Source organism: Bacteroidales bacterium, from assembly GCA_035299085.1.
Classification (GTDB): Bacteria; Bacteroidota; Bacteroidia; order Bacteroidales; family UBA10428; genus UBA5072.
This window is the reverse complement of record DATGXG010000036.1, coordinates 1-21,381: the sequence shown is the minus strand read 5'-3', so window position 1 is coordinate 21,381 and position 21,381 is coordinate 1. Positions and strand designations below refer to the sequence as shown.

Genomic DNA, 21,381 nt, shown 5'->3' with positions numbered 1-21,381 from the left:
TATAAAAGAGATCAGTCATGGGAAACCCAAAAGGTTTTATAGAAATACAGCGCAAGGTTGCCGGTTACAGACCGCTTAACGAGCGCACCTCCGATTTCGGTGAAGTGGAGCAGACATTAAATGAACAGGACAGGAAGGATCAGGCTGCACGCTGCATGGATTGCGGCGTACCGTTTTGCCAGTGGGGATGTCCTGTAATGAATAACATGCCCGAATGGCAGGATGCCATTTATAAGGGCGACTGGAAAAATGCAATCGACCTCCTGCATGTTACCAATAATTTTCCTGAGTTTACGGGCAGAATTTGCCCGGCTCCCTGCGAAAATGCCTGTACACTAAATATTGGCAACGAACCGGTTACCATTCGTGAAAACGAAGCTGCCGCTGCCGAACGTGCTTTTGAAGCCGGTTTTATTGTGGCCCGTCCACCACAGGTCAGGACCGGAATTAAAATCGCCGTTGTGGGATCAGGTCCTGCAGGCATGGCCTGTGCTGATTTGCTGAATAAATGGGGTCATACGGTGACTTTATTTGAGAAAGATGATGCTATTGGTGGTTTACTGCGTTACGGTATTCCCGATTTCAAACTGAACAAGAGGGTAATTGACCGCAGACTCGAGATCCTGGCGCAGGAAGGACTCATTTTCAAAACGGGTACTTTTGTAGGCCGGGACATTAAAGGAGAAAGCATGCTGAAAGATTTTGACGCCATATGCCTTACAATCGGAGCCATGAAACCCCGTGACCTTACTGTTGAAGGATCTGATCTGAAAGGGATTCATTATGCCATGGAATTCCTGACCCAGCAGAATAAAATAAACAGGGGAATTAAAATAGCCGATGAAGACAGAATTCTGGCTACCGGTAAAAATGTGGTTGTAATTGGCGGAGGTGATACCGGATCAGACTGTGTGGGAACTTCCATTCGCCAGGGAGCGAAAAGTGTAACGCAGATTGAGATTATGCCCAAGCCTTCTGAAAAACGGAAGGCAGATAACCCCTGGCCTTATTGGGCTAATGTTCTCCGCTATTCAAGTTCACATGAAGAAGGATGTGAACGGAAATGGAGTTTGTCAACGAAGAAATGCATCGGCGAAAAAGGTCAGATAAAGCAACTCGAAGTGGTTGAAGTTGACTGGGTATCCAATAACGGTAAAATGAACCTTGTTGAAAAACCCGAGACAAAACACTTTATGAAAGCGGACCTTGTCCTTCTGGCTATGGGATTTGTTCATTGTGTTCATGAGGGAATTGCTGAAGAATTTGGTCTTGAATTCGATGCACGCGGCAATATAAAAGTTGATCAGCACTTTCAGACCAGTAAGTCAAAGGTTTTTGCTGCAGGTGATGCCGCCATTGGTGCCAGTCTTGTCGTAAGAGCCATTGCACAGGGAAGAAACCTGGCAAGGTCAGTTGATAAGTATCTGAAGAAGAATAACGGTTAAAGCCGTTTGAAGTTTGAGGTTTGAAGTTTGAGGTTCATTAACTTCAAACCTCAAACCTCAAACAAAATACAATCCACATGCACAAATCGTACAGGGGAATTCTCTATGCCATAATTACAGCCGTATTATGGGGTGTGCTGGCTATTGTTCTTAAAATTTCCCTGAATCAGCTCACGCCGGTTGATATAACCTGGTTCCGGTTTTTTCTTGCCTTTGTTTGCCTGGCAGCCTATTATTACTTCAAAAAGCCAACTTACCTGCGAATCCTTAAAAAGCCTCCGCTGCTGCTCGTCATATCTACTTTATGCCTTGCTACAAATTATTATGGATTTATTGAAGGGGTTCATTTAACCACGCCCAGCGTGGCCCAGGTTTTTATTCAATTGGGACCTGTATTGCTGGCTGTATCCGGTTTCGCCCTTTTCAAAGAAAAGGTAAACTGGAGGCAAATAGCAGGACTTACGCTCGTAGTATTGGGGTTAGTTATTTTCTACCGGGAACAGCTTCATGGAATTGTTACAGGAAAAGATTCATGGCAAATCGGTGTATTATGGGTTCTTATTGCTGCGGTGACATGGGCTGTTTATTCGGTTCTGCTTAAAATTCTTGTCCTTAAACATCCTCCCATGCAGCTTAACCTTGTCATATTCGGTTTACCGGTTGCATTATACCTTCCATTTGTGCATTTCAGCCATTTCACAGGTATCGGGTTTTCAGGATGGATGATTTTGTTGTTCCTTGGACTGAATACATTGTTTGCCTATGGATTGCTTGCATTGGCCATCCAGTATATCGAAGCGAATAAAATCAGTGTTATTCTTGTTCTGAATCCCCTGCTGACCTTTGCTATCATGGCTTTGCTCGGCACCCTCGGGGTTACATGGATAAGGGCTGAACATTACACACTTCTTACAATAGCCGGAGCCCTCGTGGTTTTAGGCGGTGCCATTCTTACTATTCTCAAAAAAACACGATATCCAAAAGCATGGATATCAACAAATGATCATTAACTTTATGGTATATTTGCGGGCCTAAATCAAGCAAATGCCACTTTTAACCTCCATTATCAACTGGCTCAATGTAAAAAGGATCCACCAGATGGACCTTTTCAGGAAATATCCTGCCGAAGTACAACAGGAGACTTTGTTTAAGCTGGTTTCAAAGGCGGAGGACACCGAATGGGGTAAAAAATTCGATTACCGGTCGATCAAAACAATAGCAGATTTTCAGCAGGCACTTCCGATCCAAACGTATGAGGAGGTTAAACCTTTTGTTGACCGGCTCAGGGAAGGGGAGAGCAACCTGTTGTGGCCCGGTGAAATTAAATGGTTCGCCAAATCCTCAGGTACAACCAACGATAAAAGCAAATTCATTCCGGTTAGCAACGAGTCACTCAAAGATTGCCATTTTAAAGGCGCCCGCGACGTCATCTCAATATATTATCAGAATTACCCTGAAACCCGTATTTTAACCGGTAAAGGATTAACCCTCGGCGGAAGCCATAAAATTGATAATTACAATGCGCAATCATATTATGGCGACCTTTCTGCTATTCTTATCGAGAATCAGCCGTTCTGGACTGAATTTATCAGAACACCGAGCCAGGAAGTAGCATTGCTTGAAAAATTTGAAGAAAAGCTGGAGCATATTGCCGGGGAGACAGTAAAGGAAAATGTTACAAGCATTGCAGGTGTCCCTTCATGGAACCTGGTTATGCTTAAATATATGCTTGAATTTACTGGCAAAAGCAACATCCTTGAAATATGGCCTAATCTTGAACTGTTTATGCATGGTGGGGTGAGTTTTTCTCCTTATCGGGAACAGTTCAGAAAAATTATACCTTCTGACAACATGCATTACCAGGAAGCATACAATGCGTCGGAAGGATTTTTTGCCATTCAGGATGTGCCTTCGAGCAACGATATGCTTTTGATGCTTGACTACGGAATCTTTTTTGAATTTATCCCGCTGGAAGAAGTGGGAAAAGATAACCCAAAGGCCCTTACCATTTCACAGACTGAAGTCAATGTGGATTATGCCCTTATTATTTCCACCAATTCAGGACTGTGGCGTTACATGATAGGTGATACCATTCGCTTCACCTCAGTATTTCCCCATAAAATTGTTATTTCAGGAAGGACAAAACATTTCATTAACGTATTCGGTGAGGAGGTAATTGTAGATAATGCAGACAGGGCCCTGAGAATAGCATGCGATAAAACCTCTGCTGAAATCAGCGATTATACGGCTGCCCCCGTATTTATGAGCGATGAACACCAGGGCGCTCATGAATGGGTCATTGAATTTGAAAACTTACCGGCCGACCTTGAATATTTCACCGATCTGCTTGATCATGCTCTCATGTCGATCAATTCGGATTATGAGGCCAAACGATATCGCAACCTCACGCTGGATAAACCCAGGATACATGCCGTAAAAAATGGAAGTTTCTACAGGTGGCTCCAGGAAAAAGGAAAGTTGGGAGGGCAGAATAAGGTACCCAGGTTATCGAATAACCGGAAATATGTTGAAGAATTATTAGAATTACAGGATCGAATATAAAGATTTCAGAAAATGAGCATGCATATCGCAGTAGCAGGTAACATCGGCTCAGGCAAAACTACGCTGACCGGACTTTTATCCAAGCATTTTGGCTGGGACGCCCATTACGAAGACATTGATGACAATCCTTACCTGAACGATTTTTACAATGACATGCAGCGTTGGTCTTTCAACCTGCAGATTTACTTTTTGAATACAAGGTTTAACCAGATCCTTTCCTTCAGGAGATCAGGAAAAACCCTTGTACAGGATCGCACCATTTATGAGGATGCTTATATATTCGCACCCAACCTGCATGCGATGGGCCTTATGTCCACACGCGATTTTGAAAATTATTTCACACTTTTCAACATGCTGGGTTCGTTGATTCAGCCGCCTGACCTTGTCATTTACCTTCGTGCCTCTGTACCTACTCTTGTGAAGCAAATACAGAAGCGGGGCAGAAAATATGAGGATAATATAAGGCTTGATTACCTTAAGCGATTAAATGAACGCTACGAGGCCTGGATTGAATCGTACAAACTGGGAAAAATGCTGATTGTGGATGTCGACACCAATAACTTTATCGATAAACCTGAGGATATGAGTGTCGTAATTGATAAAGTGAGTGCTTCAATCCACGGCCTGTTTTAAATTTCAGCAAGCGCATTTCCGATAAACTGCCACGAGTTTTCACAAATTTTAGCGCCTGCTTCTTCTATTACCTTACCTGCAAGCAGTGAGCCTATCCGGCCGCACCGGTCGGGACTCATATGGTTAACAAACCCATAAATAAATCCGGCCGCATACAGATCTCCTGCCCCGGTGGTATCGAGGCATTTTACCTTAATGACATCAGCACTGTAATTTTTACCATCATGAAAGATCAGTGAGCCTTTGGCTCCTGTTTTTACAATACAGGTTGAAGTATATTGTGAAATGTAATCGAGAGCTTTCCCGGGCTCTGAATATCCTGAAAATGCCCTGGCTTCTTCCTCATTGGCAAAAACAACAGGTTTATACATTCGGATGATCCGTTTCAGAAATTCAAGATTGGATTCAACTACGTTATAACTGGCCAAATCTAGTGACAGAGTCATACCGGCGTTTGTTGCTATCCGCAGGGCATTCTCTACAAGAGGTTGATTGGGAACAAGATATCCTTCGAGGTGCAAATGATCATAATCTCCAAAAATGGCAGGATCGGCAATTTCAGCCGACAATTCAATGGCAGAGCCCAGGTAAGTGCCGAATGTTCTCTCACCTCCCGGTGAAACAAGCGAAACCGCCCTGCCAGTGCCAATGGTACCAATGGATAATAACGGTTTGATTCCTGCTGAAATCATATCGTCTTTAAAAAAGTTACCAAAATGATCTTCACCCACTGTGCCGATAAAAGCGGTCGTTAACCCAAGCCTGGCCAGACCTTGAATGGTGTTGGCAGCAGAGCCTCCGGATGCCATGAATTTTTTAAGAGATCCGGCAGCTTTTTCAATCTGATCAGCTTTACCTGCATCCACAAGCTGCATGCTTCCTTTAGGAAGTTCGAAATTTTCAAGGAACGCATCATTTTCAAGAAAGTAAATGATATCAACGAGCGCATTACCGATGCCGAGAATTTTTTTCATGGTGTGTGTTAAACAGGTGAGCCACAAAGCTAAAAAAAAAGACCACAAAGTTAAATTTATTAAAACACTTTGTGGCCTGTTATGCTCCTCAGCTAAGACTCGAACTTAGGACCCTCTGGTTAACAGCCAGATGCTCTAACCAACTGAGCTACTGAGGAATTTTTCAGAGGTGCAAAAATAAATGATATATCGGAAATATCAAAATAAAATTTACTTTTTTCGCATGCGGCATGTATACTGTTCCCTGGTGAAACTAAAGCCTTCCGATTTGTTAATCTACAGTTAACAGGAAACCTTTTCATTTTAAAAGTGTTAGTCGCAAAACGTTTAAGTATGTTGGTTTCTGCAACCTTATCGAATATTCATCGTGAGAATGAAGTTACAGTAAGCTCAGGCGAGAGCAAAAAAAAGATAATAATTCCGAGTAAGCCTTTGGGTAAAGGATCATCTGTTACAGGCGGGGAACTTTTGTTCCTTGCTTTGGCTACCTGTTTCTGCAACGATATATATCGTGAAGCGGCTCGCCGGGAAATGGAGATCAGTGCAGTTGAAGTGATTGTCAGAGGTGAGTTTGGAAGGGAAGGCGAGCCTGCTTCCAATATTATGTACGAAGCAAAGGTACAGTCGCCCGGAAGTACATATGATGAAATTGCCTCACTGATCAGGGATGTGGACAGAATTGCAGAAGTGCATAACACGTTAAGACAAAGCACTCATATTTCACTGCGTATTCCGGAACCTGCCCCCACACAAATTTATTAATAAAAAAACCGCCTCATAAGGCGGTTTTTTTTCAGTTGTCCGATCAGGATTCGAACCTGAACAGGCAGAACCAAAATCTGCAGTGCTACCGTTACACCATCGGACAGCGCAATTTGGAGGTTGCAAAGTTATACAAAAAACCGTTTTTACAAACTAATTCTTTAATTGCCTATTAGTTCTCATTCAATCAATAGCCCCGGCCTTAAGACCGGGGCATATGGCATGATGAATCTATATTCCCGGTATTAAAGCGGGGCTATTTTAATACAGGTCCGGGGTAATTATTCTGTTGCTATGAGCGCTCCTTCAGGAGACATCATCCATTTCTTTCCAGGTGGGACTTCCTCACAGTATTTTTGTCTTTCATCCATGGTGAGCATTTCACATGCATCCCGGTTGAATTTAATCTTTTGGCCTTCAGGCACCTTCAGGATAAGATCAACCCGTGGAAACATCCAGAAGTCATTGTCATCGGTGAAGAAATACTTGTCAAGTGTCAAAACCGAATCTTTTACATCCCAATTGTAACGGACTTCATCCAAAAAATCCTCTGAATCATTGAATTGCGCATTTTTAATTTTTTTCTGAACAGTCAGGTGAAATTGTTTATCCGGGGATCTTTCAATGTTAAGGCTGGCATCATCATACAGAGCTTCATCCCAACGGCTGTAGTTAAAGCGCATTCCCATTACACGATAATGAGTTACACTTCTGTCTTCAAGATTATCATTCACATTGATTACCAGGTATGGATACTTTTCCGGCTCAATAACAGAGGAATTCGACCCGGAAGCCTCTATGGGGCTGTTGGGTATATTTACAATTAAAACTGTTCCGAAAAGGATGAGGGCCAGAATCCACGAGGTTAATAAAAAGGCTCTCAGTACGGGATGTTTTGTTTTAATATTGAATAAAATTTTAACCCCACCGTAGATAAGAGCGATGATAGGAATGAGAACCAGCACAATGAGTGCTATAACAGCAGCATAATAGTACCCGCTGTTGGCAAAGAAATTTATTGCATCAGGTACATAGACTCCATTCCATGCATGTCCGAAAAATCCGGTGAAACCGAATATGGCCATAATAAGTCCGGCCAGAAAAATCGAACCGATTACAAGAAATATCACACCGATAAAAGCTACAATAAATTTAAAAATAGCCACAACCACTAATCCCAGGGCCCTGAAGATATTTTCAACGGCGTTTCTTGTTCTTTCGCCTGAATCGGGACCTGTTGTCTGGTATGTTCTTACTTTTTCATATTCTTCATTTACCGTTTCCTTAATAGTGGAAAGATTCACCGGCTTGCCCCGCATTTGCAGTTTTTCAGCCGTTGTCCTTGCTTTCGGTACCACAATCCATAGTATAAGATAAATCAGAAGTCCTGCACCCTTTGCAAAGAACAGAAGAACAAAGGCAAGTCTTATCCACATCGGATCGATGTCGAAATATTCACCCATGCCACCGGCAACACCGCCAATATAATAGTTGTCCGGATCGCGGTAAAAGCGCCTGTAATCCCTGCGGTTTGTGTAAATTTCCTGCTGATCCGGACGATCATCATTGAAAACAAAATCCTCTACATTTCCAAGGGTTGAAATAGCCTCATTCACATCACTGAGGTTAACAGCCTGCTTTCCCTGTGTAATTTTGCTCTCAAGGAGTTCGGCAATTCGCTGCTCAATATCATCAACCACTTCACTGCCTGATTCCCCTTCACCGGCGAAATGCCGTTTAAGTGACTCAAGGTAAAGGTTAAGTTTCTGAAAGGCATCCTCATCGATAAAAAAGTGCCTTCCGCCAATATGAATCTGAGTTGTTTTTTTCATGGGGGATGTTATTTACCGGTTATTGAATCAACTGCCTGGATAAGCTGGTTCCAGCTTATCTGCAATTCAGAAAGAGTTTCCCTTCCTTTATCCGTAAGGGCATAGTATTTCCTGGGAGGTCCCTGTGTGGATTCTTCCCAACGGTAACTCAGCAACCCTGCATTTTTTTGTCTTGACAGAAGAGGGTAAAGAGTACCTTCCACAACGATCAATTCAGATTCCTTAAGGGCATTCAGAATATCCGTTGCATAGGCATCATTCTTTGAGAGAATGGAAAGAATACAGAATTCAAGTACTCCCTTTCTCATTTGGGCTTTTGCATTTTCCATATCCATATGCTTAATATATTTCAGTTATAAATAGAAGTGTTTTATCTTTTTCTGCGGAAGCTCTTTTTAACGCTATCGAATTCTTCACGTACAAAATTTCCGATGTTACTGGCGTTGACATGGTCTCCCCGCATTTCGAGTTTTTGCGCTGTAGTCCTGGCCTCAGGCACCACAATCCACATGATCAGGTAAACCAGTAAGCCTGCTCCAAAGAAGAAAAACAAGATCACAAGGATTACCCTGAGAATAACAGGATCAATATCCAGGAAGGCACCAAGGCCACCACAAACTCCGCCTAATACCCTGTTGTCAGGATCGCGGAATAACCTGCGCCTTGTTCTTCCAGTGTAGGCAGTGTATACAGGCTCTGATTTTCCCTTTTCACCTCCTATTTCACGGGGATCACCCATTATCTTAATGGCATCATCCACGTCGGTAAGTGTGATAACCTGCCTGTTTACATTCAGTCTTTCAGAAAATAATTCCGAAAGACGGAGCTCAATGTCATTTATAATATCCTCACGCTCTTTTTCGTCTGAAAAATAACTTTCTATATTGTCGAGATAGTCTTTCAGTCGCAAGTAAGCGTCGTCATCGATGTTGTACACCCGATTCCCCAGGTTGACCGAAAAAGTCTTTTTCATTTTGGTATAAATTTTAATACTTGGTTATAGAAGAATAATTACATAACAAAGATATAAATAAATATTAGTAATATGCAAGACATAGTAGTAAAATATTTCAGATATTCGGTAAAACATTTATATTTACCGGTGAAATGAATGAAACCGACGGTATGACTTCTCTTTTTTTGTGTCATTTTACTACTTTTAACCAAACTATCAGAAATGCGAGCGGTAATTCAGAGGGTCAGCCGGGCATCGGTGACAATCAACAGCGTTACAAAATCTTCTGTTCAGAAGGGCTTATTGGTTTTACTGGGAATCGAAGAAGCGGATACAATTGAAGATGTGGAATGGCTGTCTGCTAAGATATCAAAGCTGCGTATTTTCAGCGATGATAATCAATTAATGAACCTGTCGGTTCTTGATGTTAACGGAGACATCCTTGTTGTCAGTCAGTTTACCCTTCACTCCAGTACAAAAAAGGGCAACCGGCCCTCATTTATTAAAGCCGCCCGACCTGAAACCGCTATCCCATTATATGAATCTTTTCTCAGGCAGATCTCATCAGATACCGGCAAGGATGTATTGTCAGGTGAATTCGGCGCTGATATGAAAGTGGAATTGATCAATGACGGTCCCGTTACAATAATAATGGATACAAAAAATAAGGAATAATGACAATAGGCGAAGCTCAGCAAAAGGTTGATCAATGGATCAATGAATACGGAGTGAGGTATTTTAATGAACTCACCAACCTGGCTCTTTTAATGGAAGAGACTGGTGAACTGGCGAGGATTATGGCGCGGCAATTCGGCGAACAATCCTCCAAACTGGGCGAGGCCGGCAAAAGCCTGGGCGATGAAATGGCTGATATCCTGTTTGTACTGATTTGCCTGGCTAACCAAACAGGCGTTGACCTGCAAACTGCTTTTGAAAAAAATATCGAAAAAAAAACGACGCGAGATCAGATGAGGCATAGAAATAACCCGAAACTGGGTTCATAAATTTACTATCTTTGTGCACTTTTCAGCAGTTATGCGTATGATTCCGGTTAATTATCATTCCGCTTTTCAGGATACAATTATAACAAGGCAGGCAGTAACAGATACTACTCATTCTACCGCCCAAACAACCGCCACCATAACCCGGCATTTTAAACGGCCGTTACCGGAAAAACCGGAAGCGGTTATTACGAAAATCCCCTTTGACCACCAGGATGTGATTGACAGCGGGTGGAATTCTTCGGATTTCCTGAATGAGAATGGTATTTCTGGGATTGTTTCGGGACTTTCCCGCGGGAATACAACCGTGACGACACATACAGGCACTGCTCAGCCTGAATCAATCAAACCGGCAGAAAGAAAACTATACACATACGACTGGCTTCTTGGAATTTTTCTTTTCCTTGTTTTACTCTTTGTCTGGATCCGCATATTTTACAATAAGTTCTTTTCTTCGCTGGGCAGTGCCCTGTCGAGCTTCCAACTGTCCTCAAAACTATTCGAAGAAAAAAATGTACTTCATCAGCGTGTTTCCATTGTGCTCGATTTTATTTATATAACGGTATTCTCGGTCTTCCTATTTGAATATATCGAATATACAGGGGACGCCAGGGCGGGCATGACAGGCATGCGGTTATTCCTGCTTTTACTGAATATCGTTCTGTTATATACAATAAGCCGTGTAGTTGTTTTACGCCTCACCGGTTCATTGTTTATGTCAAGAAGGCTGTTCGCTGAATACATGCACAACACATTTGTTGTAAACAAGGGTATGGGAATTGTTTTATTTCCGGTTATTATTATGGCTCAGTATCTGCCTTTTAAGATCATACCCGTTGTCTTCATCCTGGGTATTATAGTGTTCATTGCTGCATTTCTTCTCAAAACACTCAGGGCCTATCAAATAATAATGCGAAGGGATATTTTATTATTCTATTTGATTTTGTACCTTTGTACGCTTGAAATTTTGCCCCTTCTTCTTGGGTATAAATTTGCTACATCATTGATACAGAGTAATTAATGAAGAGACGATTATTATGAAGATAAAGAGGATTCTCGTATCTCAGCCCCGGCCCGAATCAGATAAGTCCCCTTACTTTGAGCTGGCTGAGAAGAATAATGTAAAAATCGATTTTCGTCCCTTCAGTCATGTAGAAGGGATACCTTGCAAAGATTTCCGGAAACAGCGTATTGACATTCTTGCCCATACGGCTGTGATCTTTAACAGCAAAACGGCTATTGATCATTTCTTCCGGATTTGCGGTGAACTACGGATCATTGTTCCCGACACAATGAAGTATTTCTGTATTTCAGAATCAGTTGCCTTTTATCTTCAGAAATACATCATTTACAGGAAACGTAAAATTTTCTTCGGTGCAGGGACAATCAATGACCTGGTTGAGGTAGTAAAGCGCCATGGTGAAGAAAAATACCTGCTGCCTTTTTCTGACCTGCCGCATGAAGAATTAACCGAATTGCTGGATAAGAACGGTATAAAGTATGAAAGAGCGATTCTTTATCATAATGTAAGCTGTGATTTAACCGACTTTTCAGTGATCAATTATGATCTTCTTGTATTCTTCAGTCCTTCAGGCATTAAATCGCTTATGAAGAATTTTCCTGAATTTCAGCAAAACGATATACGCATAGGATCATTCGGTACAGCTACAGCAAAAGCCGTGGTTGATGCAGGATTACGGCTTGATCTGCAGGCACCCCGTCCCGAGGCACCTTCTATGATCATGGCATTGGATATGTATATCCGGGAGCAGAATAAAAACTGCAAAAAATAATCCGGCCGCCTCCTTCCTCATTTTGTTTAAGATTTGCCTTAAACGCTGTAACACCACAGCCTTTAGTTTCGTACAATAATGGCAAATTGATATTTCATGAAGCCGGTACACTCTGAGAAGTTAGGTAAGTTATGTAAGCGTTGTTTTAAGAATACTGCAACTGATATCATCTGCCCAGCATGCAAAAGTGAACTCCTGTCAATTTATGACAATAAACTTTCCTGGCGTACTGCCTTCGAAGTGGAAAGAATAAGCAAAAAAGCCATGCGTTTTTTAGGGGATAGTGAAGAAGAGATCTATTAACCTTTTTTAACGCACATTTCATTTGATTTTCCTGATTTTAATATGCTTATTTGGATTAATTTTGAAATCCATTTTAATTAATTTATACCGATGAAAGCAAGGTTTAAACGTTTTAAAACCAGTCTGCTTATTGTCATTCCCTTAGTGGCTGTTATAAGCTTTGGTTTTGTTTCACTGAAAGATAAAGAATTCGATATTGTAAAGAACCTCGAAATATTTGTATCCTTATTTAATGAGCTGGACCGGTTTTATGTTGATGACACCAATCCCGACAAACTCATTAAATCGGCAATTGATGGAATGTTGACTTCGCTTGATCCATATACCACGTACATTCCCGAAGAAGATATGGCTGATTTTACATTCATGACAACCGGCGAATATGGTGGCATCGGGGCGCAGATCAGGAAAGCCGGCAATAATGCCATTATACTCGAGCCTTATGAAAATTTTCCGGCACAGAAAGCCGGTCTGAGAGCCGGTGATACCATTCTTTTTATTGACGGCGAATCAACAAAAGGGAAAGAAATCAGTGCAGTAAGTGAAAAGTTGAAGGGAACACCGAACACCAGCCTGAAGGTCGTTATTAAAAGGCCGGGCATGAAGGAATCGATGGAAAAGACACTTGTCCGCCAGCAGATCACCATTACCAATGTGCCTTATTACAGTATTGTAGATAACGGTATCGGCTATATCCGTTTGTCCGGTTTTACCAAGGATGCAGGCAAGGAAACGCGGGAGGCACTTATGAAACTTAAAGAGCAGGGCGCTAAATCGATCATCCTTGATCTACGCGGAAATCCAGGGGGTTTGCTTATTGAAGCCGTGAATGTCGCCAATATTTTTGTGCGCCGGAACCAGGAAATTGTGAGCACACGCGGAAAGGTAAAACAGTGGGATAATGTGTACAAAACAATGTCGGAACCCGTTGATACCATCATTCCCCTTGTTGTTCTTATAAACAGGGGCTCAGCCTCTGCATCCGAAATTGTAGCCGGGGCCATGCAGGATCTTGACAGGGGTGTCATGGTCGGGCAGCGTACTTTCGGGAAAGGCCTTGTACAAACCACACGCCCGGTAAGCTATAATTCCGAACTTAAAGTGACTACGGCAAAATATTACATTCCAAGCGGCAGATGCATCCAGGCGGTCGATTATTCTCATCGGAATGACGACGGGAGCGTTGGGTACATTCCTGACTCACTGATAAATGAATTTACCACATTTCACGGAAGAAAGGTGTTCGACGGCGGAGGGATCACTCCGGATATTCCAATTGAAGCTACTCCTGCAAGTGATATTGCAATTAGCCTGTACACCAAAAACCTTATATTCGATTTTGCCACACAATATGCAGCAAACAATCCGAATGTTTCATCTATCAATCAGCTGAAACCGAATGATGGGCTGTACAATAAATTCATAGAATTTCTGAAGGGCAAGGAATACGATTATACGACTGATACCGATGAAAAGCTCGAGGCGCTGATTAAAAGTGCAAAACAGGAAAAATACTATGAGCCGGCAATAGATGAATTTACAAAACTTAAAACCAAGCTGGCCCATGATAAGGATAAGGACCTTCAGACTTTCAAATCCGAAATCGAAAGCCTTCTTTATGAGGAAATTGCAAGCCGCTATTATTACCAGAAGGGGAGAATCCAGGCTACTCTAAATGAAGATCCGGAACTGGCAAAAGCCATTGATGTGCTTAAGCATCCTGACACCTATGCCATGGTTTTTGACAAATCATTCGGGCATGAAAATCTGAAGACAGGAATGCAACAGGGAAGTAGTTATGAAAAAGCCGGTAATTAACCGGCTTTTAAATTCTTTTGGATAAGTTCATCATAAGCCTGCATCAGTTTCCCCAGGATCGGATCGGTAACTTTATAATTCCATCCCGATATGAAGCGTATAGGCAGGATTTTCGGAGAGGTGCCGCTAAAAAATGCTGCTCCGGCCGTCTGAATTTCCGCCCGGGTTATTGGCTTTTCAACAAGCGGTATCCGCAACCTGTTACATAAAAAGATCAGCTTTTCGCGCGTAATCCCTTTCAAAACTTTGTCACCGGGTGATGTAAGCACCTGGTTGTTTTTTATAAAAAACACATTAGTCCTGCTGCCCTCTGTAACGCAACCTGATTTGTCAACCAGGAGAACATCATATATCTCCTGGTCCTTAATAAATGCTGAAATACGCCTGATCATGTCAGGATGCATCTTTTTAATGTTCGGATCCGGTCTTTCAGCCTCAAAGAAGGCAGCAGCGACACCATGGCTGTACATTTCTTCCGTAGGATAGGAGTGAGGTATAAAAAAGGTAAATATATCAGCCTGAGCCGAATGGAAAAAGGCGATAATTTTAACATTGCCCATATCGATCCTGTTCTTTTCAGCCAGGTCTGAAAGCCGTTTCTTTAAAACCTCCGCTTCAACCGGCAGTTTGTACCCCGAAAGCAAAACAGATTGATGAAAGCGGCTGAAATGATCTTCAAAAAAGAGAGCCTTCCCCTCCTGCATGCGAAGTACCTCATAAATAACGAGACCTTTTTCAAAGATTTGCGGCCTGAAAAGTTCAATAGGCCTCAAAATCTCGTTTTCAGTAAAATATGAACCGGTATATTCGGTCATCCTGAATAATTATTGAGCCAGAAAAACGTATGTAATGGATCCTAACTGTTTTGCAGAAGCTTTGGGATCGGCATTAAACTGCGCTGAAACAGCCGACCGGTATGCTTCTTCACGCAGGCATGGATCTGCTGTTGATTTATTCTCCTGGATAATGGCAGATAGTACCCTTCCGTTGGGATTGATAACTATATCAAGAACCACTGTTCCACCACCCTGACATTTGTAGGTGGGAATATAAATATAACTGTGCCAGCGTCCCTCCAGAAAATAGGAAACCGTTGTATTATCTTTCCGAATGACGTTCGGCCTGTCAAGGTCCCTTACAGCATCCTTCTTTTCATTTTCCTGCCGGGCTATCGCATTTTCGTCCGCTTCCTTTTGCGCCGCTTCTTTTTCCATTTCAGCACCGGGTGACTTAAGACTCGAAATGCCAAGTTCCTGCAACACCTGCTTTTCATATTCGCTTGTGCTTATTTTAGGATCCAGTTTACTGGCCTCATTGGAAGCCATTGTATGAAGGGCCTGTCTTTCTGAAGCCGTCATCTCTTGACCGGCTACATCAGAAGATTGTTCGTTTTCAGCCGGTTTTTGTTCTTCAGGAGGAGGCTGAACCACCTCATTGAATTCGACTAAAACCTGGTCTTTCTTAATCTCATCCATCTGGCCCAGCTTGAACCAGAAGAAAACCAGTACAATCAGCAAGTGCACGCTGATGGCGGCAAGTATACTGTTAACGTTATCTGTAAAGAAACTTCTCAATGGAATATGTTAATATAAGTACAAAAATAATAAAACTAACAAAACTGCTGACCGTTAAGGATACAGGCTGTCTTCATTTGTGTAATTTTAACACCGTTTTTAACAGCTATGAAACGATTTATTTTCATTTTTCTTATATACGCATTTTCATTTCCTGTTGTTCATTCCCAATTTTACTCCACCGGTGAGGCTCCTGCGCGGATTAAATGGAAACAACTTCAAACCGGTCATTTTACGTTGGTATTCCCTGAGAATATGACTCAAAATGCCTTTAAAATGGCTGATTTAATGCAACATTATTATTCACCCACGGTTGATAAATATAATCCAAGATTCAGAAAGATTCCGGTATTGCTTCAGCCGCAATCCGTTTTGTCAAACGGATATGTGACCCTGGCTCCCTGGAGGATGGAATTGATTACAACTGCACCTCAGGAAACATATTCGCAAGACTGGCTTTCACAACTGGCATTGCATGAAACGCGGCATGTAGTGCAACTTGCAAGCCTTAATAATGGATTCAGTCATGGATTGGGATTTTTCATGGGTCAAATATCAAGAGGTATTTCTGCAGCACAGGTTCCGGCATGGTTTTTTGAAGGTGATGCTGTTGATAATGAAACCAGGCTTTCGCTGGCTGGCAGGGGACGCCAGGCTTCATTTGAAATGCCTTTGAGGACTATCCTCGATACCCGGCGAAAAATGTATTCATATGATAAATCTCTTTTCGGTTCTTACAGGGATTATGTTCCCGATCATTATCATTTCGGATACGAAATAGTGAAATACGGCAGAAACCGGTTCGATACAATCTGGTCAGATGCCATCAATTTTACCGCCAGGCATCCTTACATAATTTGGCCGTTTGCCATCCGGATGAAAGCAAAGTACGGCGTTTTCAATTCAGGAATGTACCGTGGGGCCATGAAATGGCTCGACCAGACTTATTACGATCAAAAATCAAGTGATCAGTATAAACTGTATAAGCCTGTCAATAATCGCAAAAGTTCTGTCTATACTTCATATTCTTATGCCCAATCCTTTAATGATATAAAGCTTATTACTTACAGAAAGAGTTTAAATGAAACAGGTAGTTTTGTAATACTGGACTCAAATGGTTATGAAGAAAAACTGTTAACTACCGGTTATCGTCAGGGCGAACGATTTGACTACAAAAAGGATTTCATTGTGTGGGACGAAGTGCATGTGGATCCCCGGTGGTCGCAACGCAGTTATTCCATTATCCGCACACTTAACCTGAAAACAGGAAAAGTAAAAACACTGACCCGTAAATCCAGGTATTTCGCCCCTTCTTTTTCACCTGGTCATGATAAGATAGCTGTTTCCGAAAATGATGTGAAGGGAGATAACTATCTTACAATCGTGAATTCCATTACCGGTAATGTAATCAACCGGATATCAGTAAATAACCAGGAGATCATAAGTCCTTCATGGGGCAAGGAAGATGAAATCATTTTCCTTACTGTTTCGGCCCATGGAAAAAGCCTCTTAGCCGTTAATCCTGAAACATCAGCCATTGAAGTGCTGATCCATGAAACTTCAGCCGATCTGGCTGATCCGGCTCCACTGGGAAACTATGTTGTATTCAGTGCTGATGTTTCCGGCAGGAATGATATCTATGCCGTAAATAAAACAACAGGCGAATTTTACCGAATAACCCGCAGCCAGTATGGAGCTATGTATCCGACAGTATCTGGAGGAGCAATTTATTTTTCAAATTACGGCATAAAAGGCTTTGATATTTGCCGGATAAAAGCTGAGCCCAACAGTTGGGAAAAGGTAAGCGGTTTTGAAACGAAAACAGTGATCATACATGACAGTATTCCCCACAGATCCTATTCTGTCACGAATTTCTCCAAAGCCGGTCATTTGATTAATGTACATTCCTGGCTCCCCTTTTATGTTAATCTGGATGAGATCCGTAATAATTCAGCCGATATTAATATGTTTCCGGGATTTATGTTATTTAATCAAAATCTGTTAAGTACTTTTACCTCAACTATTAGTTACCATTACTATAAAGGCTACTCCTATTTCCGGCCTGAAATAGAATTCAGGGGTTGGTATCCTGTAATCAGAGCCTCTGCAATTTTCGGAGGGCCGCAACAAACTTTTGGAGTTAACACAGGTGAATTGCCGCGAAATGCTCCTCTTTCTAATAGGTATACGTTAGAGGCTTACCTTCCTTTATATTTTAATACAGGAAGTTATAATTGTTATATTCAACCATCAGTTGAATTAGAGCATTCTTCAACTTATTATAGTTTTAAGAATGATCTTAAGAGAGGACTGAACCTCTTACATTTCAGCGTTAGTTCGGGTATTTTAAAAAGAATGCCGGCCCGTCAAATTTATCCTGCCCTGGGTCAGACCTTTTCTTTTGTGTATTCACAAGGCGTTGGTGATTACAGACTATACGGTAATATGTTGGGTGCTGAGGGCACAACCTATCTTCCGGGACTATTCCGCAACCACAGCGTAATTCTCCGATACGGAATTGAAAAGCAAAATCCGGAGACCTATTTTATTCCTCTTGTCCGTATTGCATATCCCAGGGGATATCCGGAATATGTTTCCCGTTTGTTTACCTCGTTGAAAGCTAATTATAGTTTTCCTCTTGTTTATCCCGACCTGGCGCTGGGTCCGTTAATCTATATTAAAAGGATTAGGGCTAATCTTTTTTATGATATTTCCTACGGAAAGGACATTCGTTCGATCAGCAAAGGGTATACCGGAAATTTTAATTCATACGGAACCGATCTCCTTCTTGATTTTCATGCCCTACGGATTTTATTCCCGGTTTCTGCCGGGATACGGATGGGCTATAAACCAAAGGAAGATATGTTATTCTCAGAATTTCTTTTCAGTGTTAATATGAACCGGTTCTGAAAACTGGTCAAGAAGACGTTTCATCAGGGTAACGAGTGAATTTTCAATCTCGGCATACTCTGCATTTTTATTGTCGCCTGTATAAATAAAGGCAATATTTAAAGAATTATATGAAGGGATTGGCTTTAACAATTCTTTATTCAGGCGGTAAGCTTCCCTTATTTTCCTTTTTATACTGTTTCGGTCGACAGCTCTTTTAAATCTTTTACGGGATATAGTTACAATAACCTGGATTTTACCTGTTGTATTAGGCCTGTAGAGAATTCTCAACGGGGAACAACTGTAACTCTTCCCTTCTTTAAAAAGAGAGTCTATTTCATTTAAAAGAACAAGTCTTTCGTGTTTAGCGAATGAGAATCGTTTCATGGCTTTTTAAGGAGTATGCGGAAAACGGTTCCCTTGTTAATTTCCGATTGGTAAACAAAGATCCTGCCCTCATGATATTCCTCAATGATTCTCTTAACAAGTGACAGGCCCAGACCCCATCCTTTCTTTTTAGTTGTAAATCCGGGTTCAAAAACACTCTTAAACATTGATTTTGGCATTCCTTTGCCCGTATCACTTACATCAATCTGAACCCATTGATTTAAATTAGAAGCCGAAATTTTGATATGTCCTTTGCCCTGCAGAGCATCAATCGCATTCTTGCATAAGTTTTCTATTACCCATTCAAAAAGGGCGGCATTGAGCGGAGCATCAAGAGGCGCCGTAGGCAGGTCAATTGAAAAATGAATTTTATCAGATGACCTCGATTTAATGTAATTGACTGCATTTTGGATCACCAGTCGGATATCCTGCTGAGACATTACAGGCTTTGATCCTATTTTTGAAAAGCGCTCGGTTATCTTTTCAAGACGGCTTACATCTTTCTCAAGTTCCTTAAGCATTTCTTCATCGCTATTCCTTATTTTCATCATTTCCATCCAGGCAAGCAAAGAAGATATAGGCGTACCAAGCTGGTGAGCAGTCTCCCGGGTAAGACCCACCCAAACCTTATTTTCTTCAAATTTACGGGACGTTCTTAAAGCAAGATATGCGACAAATATGAATAACAGGATGATGCCCAGTTGGATATACGGGTAATACTTGAGCCGGGTCAACAGGAGCGATTCATTGTAATACAGGTATTGTTTATCCGGAACAAGCGTAATGGATATGGGTTCTGAATTTTCTTTCATTTCTCCCAGCATTTTCTTTACATATGTGGGATTCCTGAGTCTTGAAGTATCCAGATTTCGCGAAAATATCAAGTTCTGTGCGGAATCCGTAACAATTACAGGGATGGTCTCATTGTCCTGTATAACACCGGCAAAAAAGTCAAGATTCTGATCGGATGGCTCTGCATTTACAATCTGAGTGTATGCGTTGGCTAGCATAGCAGCTTTTAAATGCTCCTGCCTTGCCATTTTAGTGACAAGCTGGTTTGTGTAAAGAAGTGATGATATACCAATTACAACTGCCGCTATAAAGAGCAGAATTTGCCAGTACTGTTTATTTTTAAATAAGTTCAACTTATAGTGTATTGTTATTCATCCCATTCAATTACAACATCTGATGAATTGCTTTTAGTTGGTTTCTTTTCCTGGTTGGTTTCCTTTACAGGTTCCTCCCATTCAACTTTTACATTCTCAGAAGGCGGCTTAATATTCGCTTTCCTATCGTTACGATTTTTATTACCCAAACCAAAAACTTTTTTCCTGTCCAGGTTTACTTCAAAATCGTCCGGCGTACCGGCTACGATGAGAGGAATCGTAGTTCGCTCCTGGGGATTATCCTCGATAAGAAAATCATCTATTTCTTTCTTCTTGTTTCGCGCTTTATTGAAAAGGACTTCAGAAAGCAAAACCCGCAGGTGGTATTCAAATGCGTTATCAAAGTTATGGGTTCCTTCGACACTAATGTTAAATGCCGATGAATGTATATCCATTTCAGGTATTTCAACAATCCGGTTATTGATTGTGATTGTATTCTCGAGGGTTTTGAAACGAATATGCTTTAATTCCTGCACGTCAATGTACTTTGAGAGCTTAAGCATTGGCTCAAACTGCACCAGTTCTCCGTTTGAAATTTTGAAATTGCCACGTGCGGATATTGACGAGGGGATAAGATTTAAAGTCGAATCCCATTGCACAAAGCAACTTAATGAGCCTTCCAGCTGCCCGCGAAGGTTTTTATCCAGGATAAAGCTTTGAGTAAAATTATCGAACTCATAAAATAATTCCTGAATGTTTATTTTATCGGGTTGAGCATCGCATATAACTGTATACCTGTGCCTGCGGTCATACGATATCAGTGCCGACCCGGTTATTAAACCATCAGGAAAGCGAAACCCGATCTTGTTCATGTAAATCGAATCCTTCCTTGCCAGCAGGCTTACATTAACCGACTTAGCTTCAAATTTCCCCGCTACAAACAACCCGGAATGAATATCTGACCTGAGCCATATGCGGTCAGGAAATAAAGCGAATTTCCTGTTCCCTTGTTTTCCTGAAGATGAGGATGTGTTTCTTAAATATTTGGTAATGTCAATTTTATTCACTGTAATATCAAGATCAGCTTTAAGAATTCCGTTTTGTAGAATATAATTTACAAGATTCTCAAGTTCACCTGAAATTTTCATTTCCGAATTGTTCATTTTCATCGAAACACTATCAAGCCGGATGGTTTGGCTCCATAGGGCGGTACCGTTTACCTCCTGCAAATCAAGTGGCAATCGTTTAATCTTCAATGAAACATCTTCAAATCGGAAAAAACCTTTCTGCAAAAATTTAAGTGCGGATGCAGAACTATCAGAACTATAGTTTTTTAATAAACCTGAT

Annotated in this window: 21 protein-coding genes and 2 tRNA genes; 12 read left to right on the top strand and 11 right to left on the bottom strand. The window is 41.5% G+C overall.

Annotated elements, in window-relative coordinates; genetic code table 11:
- Positions 1 to 17 precede the first annotated feature (17 nt).
- From VK179_11240 to VK179_11225, 4 genes are all read left to right on the top strand, one after another.
- On the top strand, positions 18 to 1,445 hold the full coding sequence (locus VK179_11240; protein HLO59307.1) for a glutamate synthase subunit beta: 1,428 nt from the start codon (positions 18 to 20) through the stop codon (positions 1,443 to 1,445).
- A 77-nt stretch (positions 1,446 to 1,522) separates the two neighbouring features.
- Entirely contained in the window at positions 1,523 to 2,455 is a 933-nt protein-coding gene (locus VK179_11235; GenBank protein HLO59306.1) for a DMT family transporter, read from the top strand.
- 34 nt (positions 2,456 to 2,489) lie between these two features.
- On the top strand, positions 2,490 to 4,007 hold the full coding sequence (locus tag VK179_11230) for a GH3 auxin-responsive promoter family protein (GenBank protein HLO59305.1): 1,518 nt from the start codon (positions 2,490 to 2,492) through the stop codon (positions 4,005 to 4,007).
- Positions 4,008 to 4,019: 12 nt separating this feature from the next.
- Entirely contained in the window at positions 4,020 to 4,640 is a 621-nt protein-coding gene (locus VK179_11225) for a deoxynucleoside kinase (GenBank protein HLO59304.1), read from the top strand.
- Here VK179_11225 and VK179_11220 read toward each other — a convergent pair.
- Positions 4,637 to 5,614, bottom strand: a complete 978-nt coding sequence (locus VK179_11220) for an adenosine kinase (GenBank protein HLO59303.1) — start codon at positions 5,612 to 5,614, stop codon at positions 4,637 to 4,639. The two genes, VK179_11225 and VK179_11220, sit on opposite strands and share 4 nt — an antisense overlap.
- An 84-nt stretch (positions 5,615 to 5,698) precedes the next feature.
- Positions 5,699 to 5,772, bottom strand: a tRNA-Asn gene (locus tag VK179_11215).
- A gap of 175 nt (positions 5,773 to 5,947) precedes the next feature.
- Here VK179_11215 and VK179_11210 point away from each other — a divergent pair.
- A complete protein-coding gene (locus VK179_11210; GenBank protein ID HLO59302.1) occupies positions 5,948 to 6,376 on the top strand; it encodes an OsmC family protein in 429 nt (142 codons plus the stop codon).
- Positions 6,377 to 6,411: 35 nt separating this feature from the next.
- On the opposite strand, the gene VK179_11205 is transcribed toward VK179_11210, so the two are convergent.
- The 4 genes from VK179_11205 to VK179_11190 form a co-directional block, all read right to left on the bottom strand.
- A tRNA-Gln gene (locus VK179_11205) sits at positions 6,412 to 6,482 on the bottom strand.
- A 175-nt stretch (positions 6,483 to 6,657) separates the two neighbouring features.
- On the bottom strand, positions 6,658 to 8,208 hold the full coding sequence (locus tag VK179_11200; GenBank protein HLO59301.1) for a PspC domain-containing protein: 1,551 nt from the start codon (positions 8,206 to 8,208) through the stop codon (positions 6,658 to 6,660).
- An 8-nt stretch (positions 8,209 to 8,216) separates the two neighbouring features.
- Positions 8,217 to 8,537 (bottom strand): PadR family transcriptional regulator, encoded by a 321-nt coding sequence (locus VK179_11195; protein HLO59300.1) that lies wholly within the window; start codon positions 8,535 to 8,537, stop codon positions 8,217 to 8,219.
- Positions 8,538 to 8,578: 41 nt separating this feature from the next.
- The gene (locus VK179_11190) at positions 8,579 to 9,181 is read right to left on the bottom strand and encodes a PspC domain-containing protein (protein ID HLO59299.1); all 603 of its coding nucleotides are present in this window, start codon (positions 9,179 to 9,181) and stop codon (positions 8,579 to 8,581) included.
- Positions 9,182 to 9,385: 204 nt separating this feature from the next.
- On the opposite strand from VK179_11190, the gene dtd reads away from it, so the two are divergent.
- The 6 genes from dtd to VK179_11160 all read left to right on the top strand — a co-directional run bounded on the left by dtd (position 9,386) and on the right by VK179_11160 (position 14,078).
- Positions 9,386 to 9,838, top strand: a complete 453-nt coding sequence (gene dtd, locus VK179_11185; protein HLO59298.1) for a D-aminoacyl-tRNA deacylase — start codon at positions 9,386 to 9,388, stop codon at positions 9,836 to 9,838.
- On the top strand, positions 9,838 to 10,167 hold the full coding sequence (locus VK179_11180) for a nucleotide pyrophosphohydrolase (protein ID HLO59297.1): 330 nt from the start codon (positions 9,838 to 9,840) through the stop codon (positions 10,165 to 10,167). The genes dtd and VK179_11180 overlap by 1 nt, the downstream gene beginning before the upstream one ends.
- 13 nt (positions 10,168 to 10,180) lie before the next feature.
- A complete protein-coding gene (locus VK179_11175; protein ID HLO59296.1) occupies positions 10,181 to 11,185 on the top strand; it encodes a DUF4271 domain-containing protein in 1,005 nt (334 codons plus the stop codon).
- 16 nt (positions 11,186 to 11,201) lie between these two features.
- Positions 11,202 to 11,957, top strand: a complete 756-nt coding sequence (locus VK179_11170) for a uroporphyrinogen-III synthase (protein HLO59295.1) — start codon at positions 11,202 to 11,204, stop codon at positions 11,955 to 11,957.
- A 96-nt stretch (positions 11,958 to 12,053) separates the two neighbouring features.
- The gene (locus VK179_11165) at positions 12,054 to 12,260 is read left to right on the top strand and encodes a hypothetical protein (GenBank protein ID HLO59294.1); all 207 of its coding nucleotides are present in this window, start codon (positions 12,054 to 12,056) and stop codon (positions 12,258 to 12,260) included.
- Between the two features lie 90 nt (positions 12,261 to 12,350).
- Positions 12,351 to 14,078: a S41 family peptidase gene (locus tag VK179_11160; protein ID HLO59293.1), complete on the top strand. Its 1,728-nt coding sequence runs from the start codon at positions 12,351 to 12,353 to the stop codon at positions 14,076 to 14,078.
- Here VK179_11160 and VK179_11155 read toward each other — a convergent pair.
- Together VK179_11155 and VK179_11150 are read right to left on the bottom strand one after the other, a co-directional pair.
- Positions 14,075 to 14,893: an aminotransferase class IV gene (locus tag VK179_11155; GenBank protein HLO59292.1), complete on the bottom strand. Its 819-nt coding sequence runs from the start codon at positions 14,891 to 14,893 to the stop codon at positions 14,075 to 14,077. The two genes, VK179_11160 and VK179_11155, sit on opposite strands and share 4 nt — an antisense overlap.
- A gap of 9 nt (positions 14,894 to 14,902) precedes the next feature.
- Positions 14,903 to 15,652, bottom strand: coding sequence for a hypothetical protein (locus VK179_11150; GenBank protein ID HLO59291.1), 750 nt, complete (start codon positions 15,650 to 15,652; stop codon positions 14,903 to 14,905).
- Positions 15,653 to 15,760: 108 nt separating this feature from the next.
- Between VK179_11150 and VK179_11145 the strand changes: the two genes are divergently transcribed.
- Positions 15,761 to 18,562: a hypothetical protein gene (locus VK179_11145; GenBank protein HLO59290.1), complete on the top strand. Its 2,802-nt coding sequence runs from the start codon at positions 15,761 to 15,763 to the stop codon at positions 18,560 to 18,562.
- Here the strand turns inward: VK179_11145 and rnpA are convergent.
- The 3 genes from rnpA to VK179_11130 all read right to left on the bottom strand — a co-directional run.
- Positions 18,524 to 18,928: a ribonuclease P protein component gene (gene rnpA / locus VK179_11140; GenBank protein ID HLO59289.1), complete on the bottom strand. Its 405-nt coding sequence runs from the start codon at positions 18,926 to 18,928 to the stop codon at positions 18,524 to 18,526. The genes VK179_11145 and rnpA overlap by 39 nt on opposite strands.
- Positions 18,925 to 20,073, bottom strand: coding sequence for a HAMP domain-containing sensor histidine kinase (locus VK179_11135; protein HLO59288.1), 1,149 nt, complete (start codon positions 20,071 to 20,073; stop codon positions 18,925 to 18,927). Before VK179_11135 ends, rnpA begins: the two co-directional genes overlap by 4 nt.
- Before the next feature lie 14 nt (positions 20,074 to 20,087).
- On the bottom strand, positions 20,088 to 21,381 hold a 1,294-nt coding region (locus VK179_11130; protein ID HLO59287.1), incomplete at its 5' end, for an AsmA-like C-terminal region-containing protein.

Bases quoted from the DNA above. Each gene is read 5' to 3' on its own strand.
- VK179_11240 (HLO59307.1), top strand. From the start codon at position 18: ATGGGAAACCCAAAAGGTTTTATAGAAATACAGCGCAAGGTTGCCGGT.
- rnpA (HLO59289.1), bottom strand. From the start codon at position 18,928: ATGAAACGATTCTCATTCGCTAAACACGAAAGACTTGTTCTTTTAAAT.
- VK179_11180 (HLO59297.1), top strand. From the start codon at position 9,838: ATGACAATAGGCGAAGCTCAGCAAAAGGTTGATCAATGGATCAATGAA.
- VK179_11165 (HLO59294.1), top strand. From the start codon at position 12,054: ATGAAGCCGGTACACTCTGAGAAGTTAGGTAAGTTATGTAAGCGTTGT.
- VK179_11220 (HLO59303.1), bottom strand. From the start codon at position 5,614: ATGAAAAAAATTCTCGGCATCGGTAATGCGCTCGTTGATATCATTTAC.
- VK179_11145 (HLO59290.1), top strand. From the start codon at position 15,761: ATGAAACGATTTATTTTCATTTTTCTTATATACGCATTTTCATTTCCT.
- dtd (HLO59298.1), top strand. From the start codon at position 9,386: ATGCGAGCGGTAATTCAGAGGGTCAGCCGGGCATCGGTGACAATCAAC.
- VK179_11225 (HLO59304.1), top strand. From the start codon at position 4,020: ATGAGCATGCATATCGCAGTAGCAGGTAACATCGGCTCAGGCAAAACT.
- VK179_11200 (HLO59301.1), bottom strand. From the start codon at position 8,208: ATGAAAAAAACAACTCAGATTCATATTGGCGGAAGGCACTTTTTTATC.
- VK179_11155 (HLO59292.1), bottom strand. From the start codon at position 14,893: ATGACCGAATATACCGGTTCATATTTTACTGAAAACGAGATTTTGAGG.
- VK179_11170 (HLO59295.1), top strand. From the start codon at position 11,202: ATGAAGATAAAGAGGATTCTCGTATCTCAGCCCCGGCCCGAATCAGAT.
- VK179_11190 (HLO59299.1), bottom strand. From the start codon at position 9,181: ATGAAAAAGACTTTTTCGGTCAACCTGGGGAATCGGGTGTACAACATC.
- VK179_11195 (HLO59300.1), bottom strand. From the start codon at position 8,537: ATGGAAAATGCAAAAGCCCAAATGAGAAAGGGAGTACTTGAATTCTGT.
- VK179_11210 (HLO59302.1), top strand. From the start codon at position 5,948: ATGTTGGTTTCTGCAACCTTATCGAATATTCATCGTGAGAATGAAGTT.
- VK179_11235 (HLO59306.1), top strand. From the start codon at position 1,523: ATGCACAAATCGTACAGGGGAATTCTCTATGCCATAATTACAGCCGTA.
- VK179_11230 (HLO59305.1), top strand. From the start codon at position 2,490: ATGCCACTTTTAACCTCCATTATCAACTGGCTCAATGTAAAAAGGATC.
- VK179_11160 (HLO59293.1), top strand. From the start codon at position 12,351: ATGAAAGCAAGGTTTAAACGTTTTAAAACCAGTCTGCTTATTGTCATT.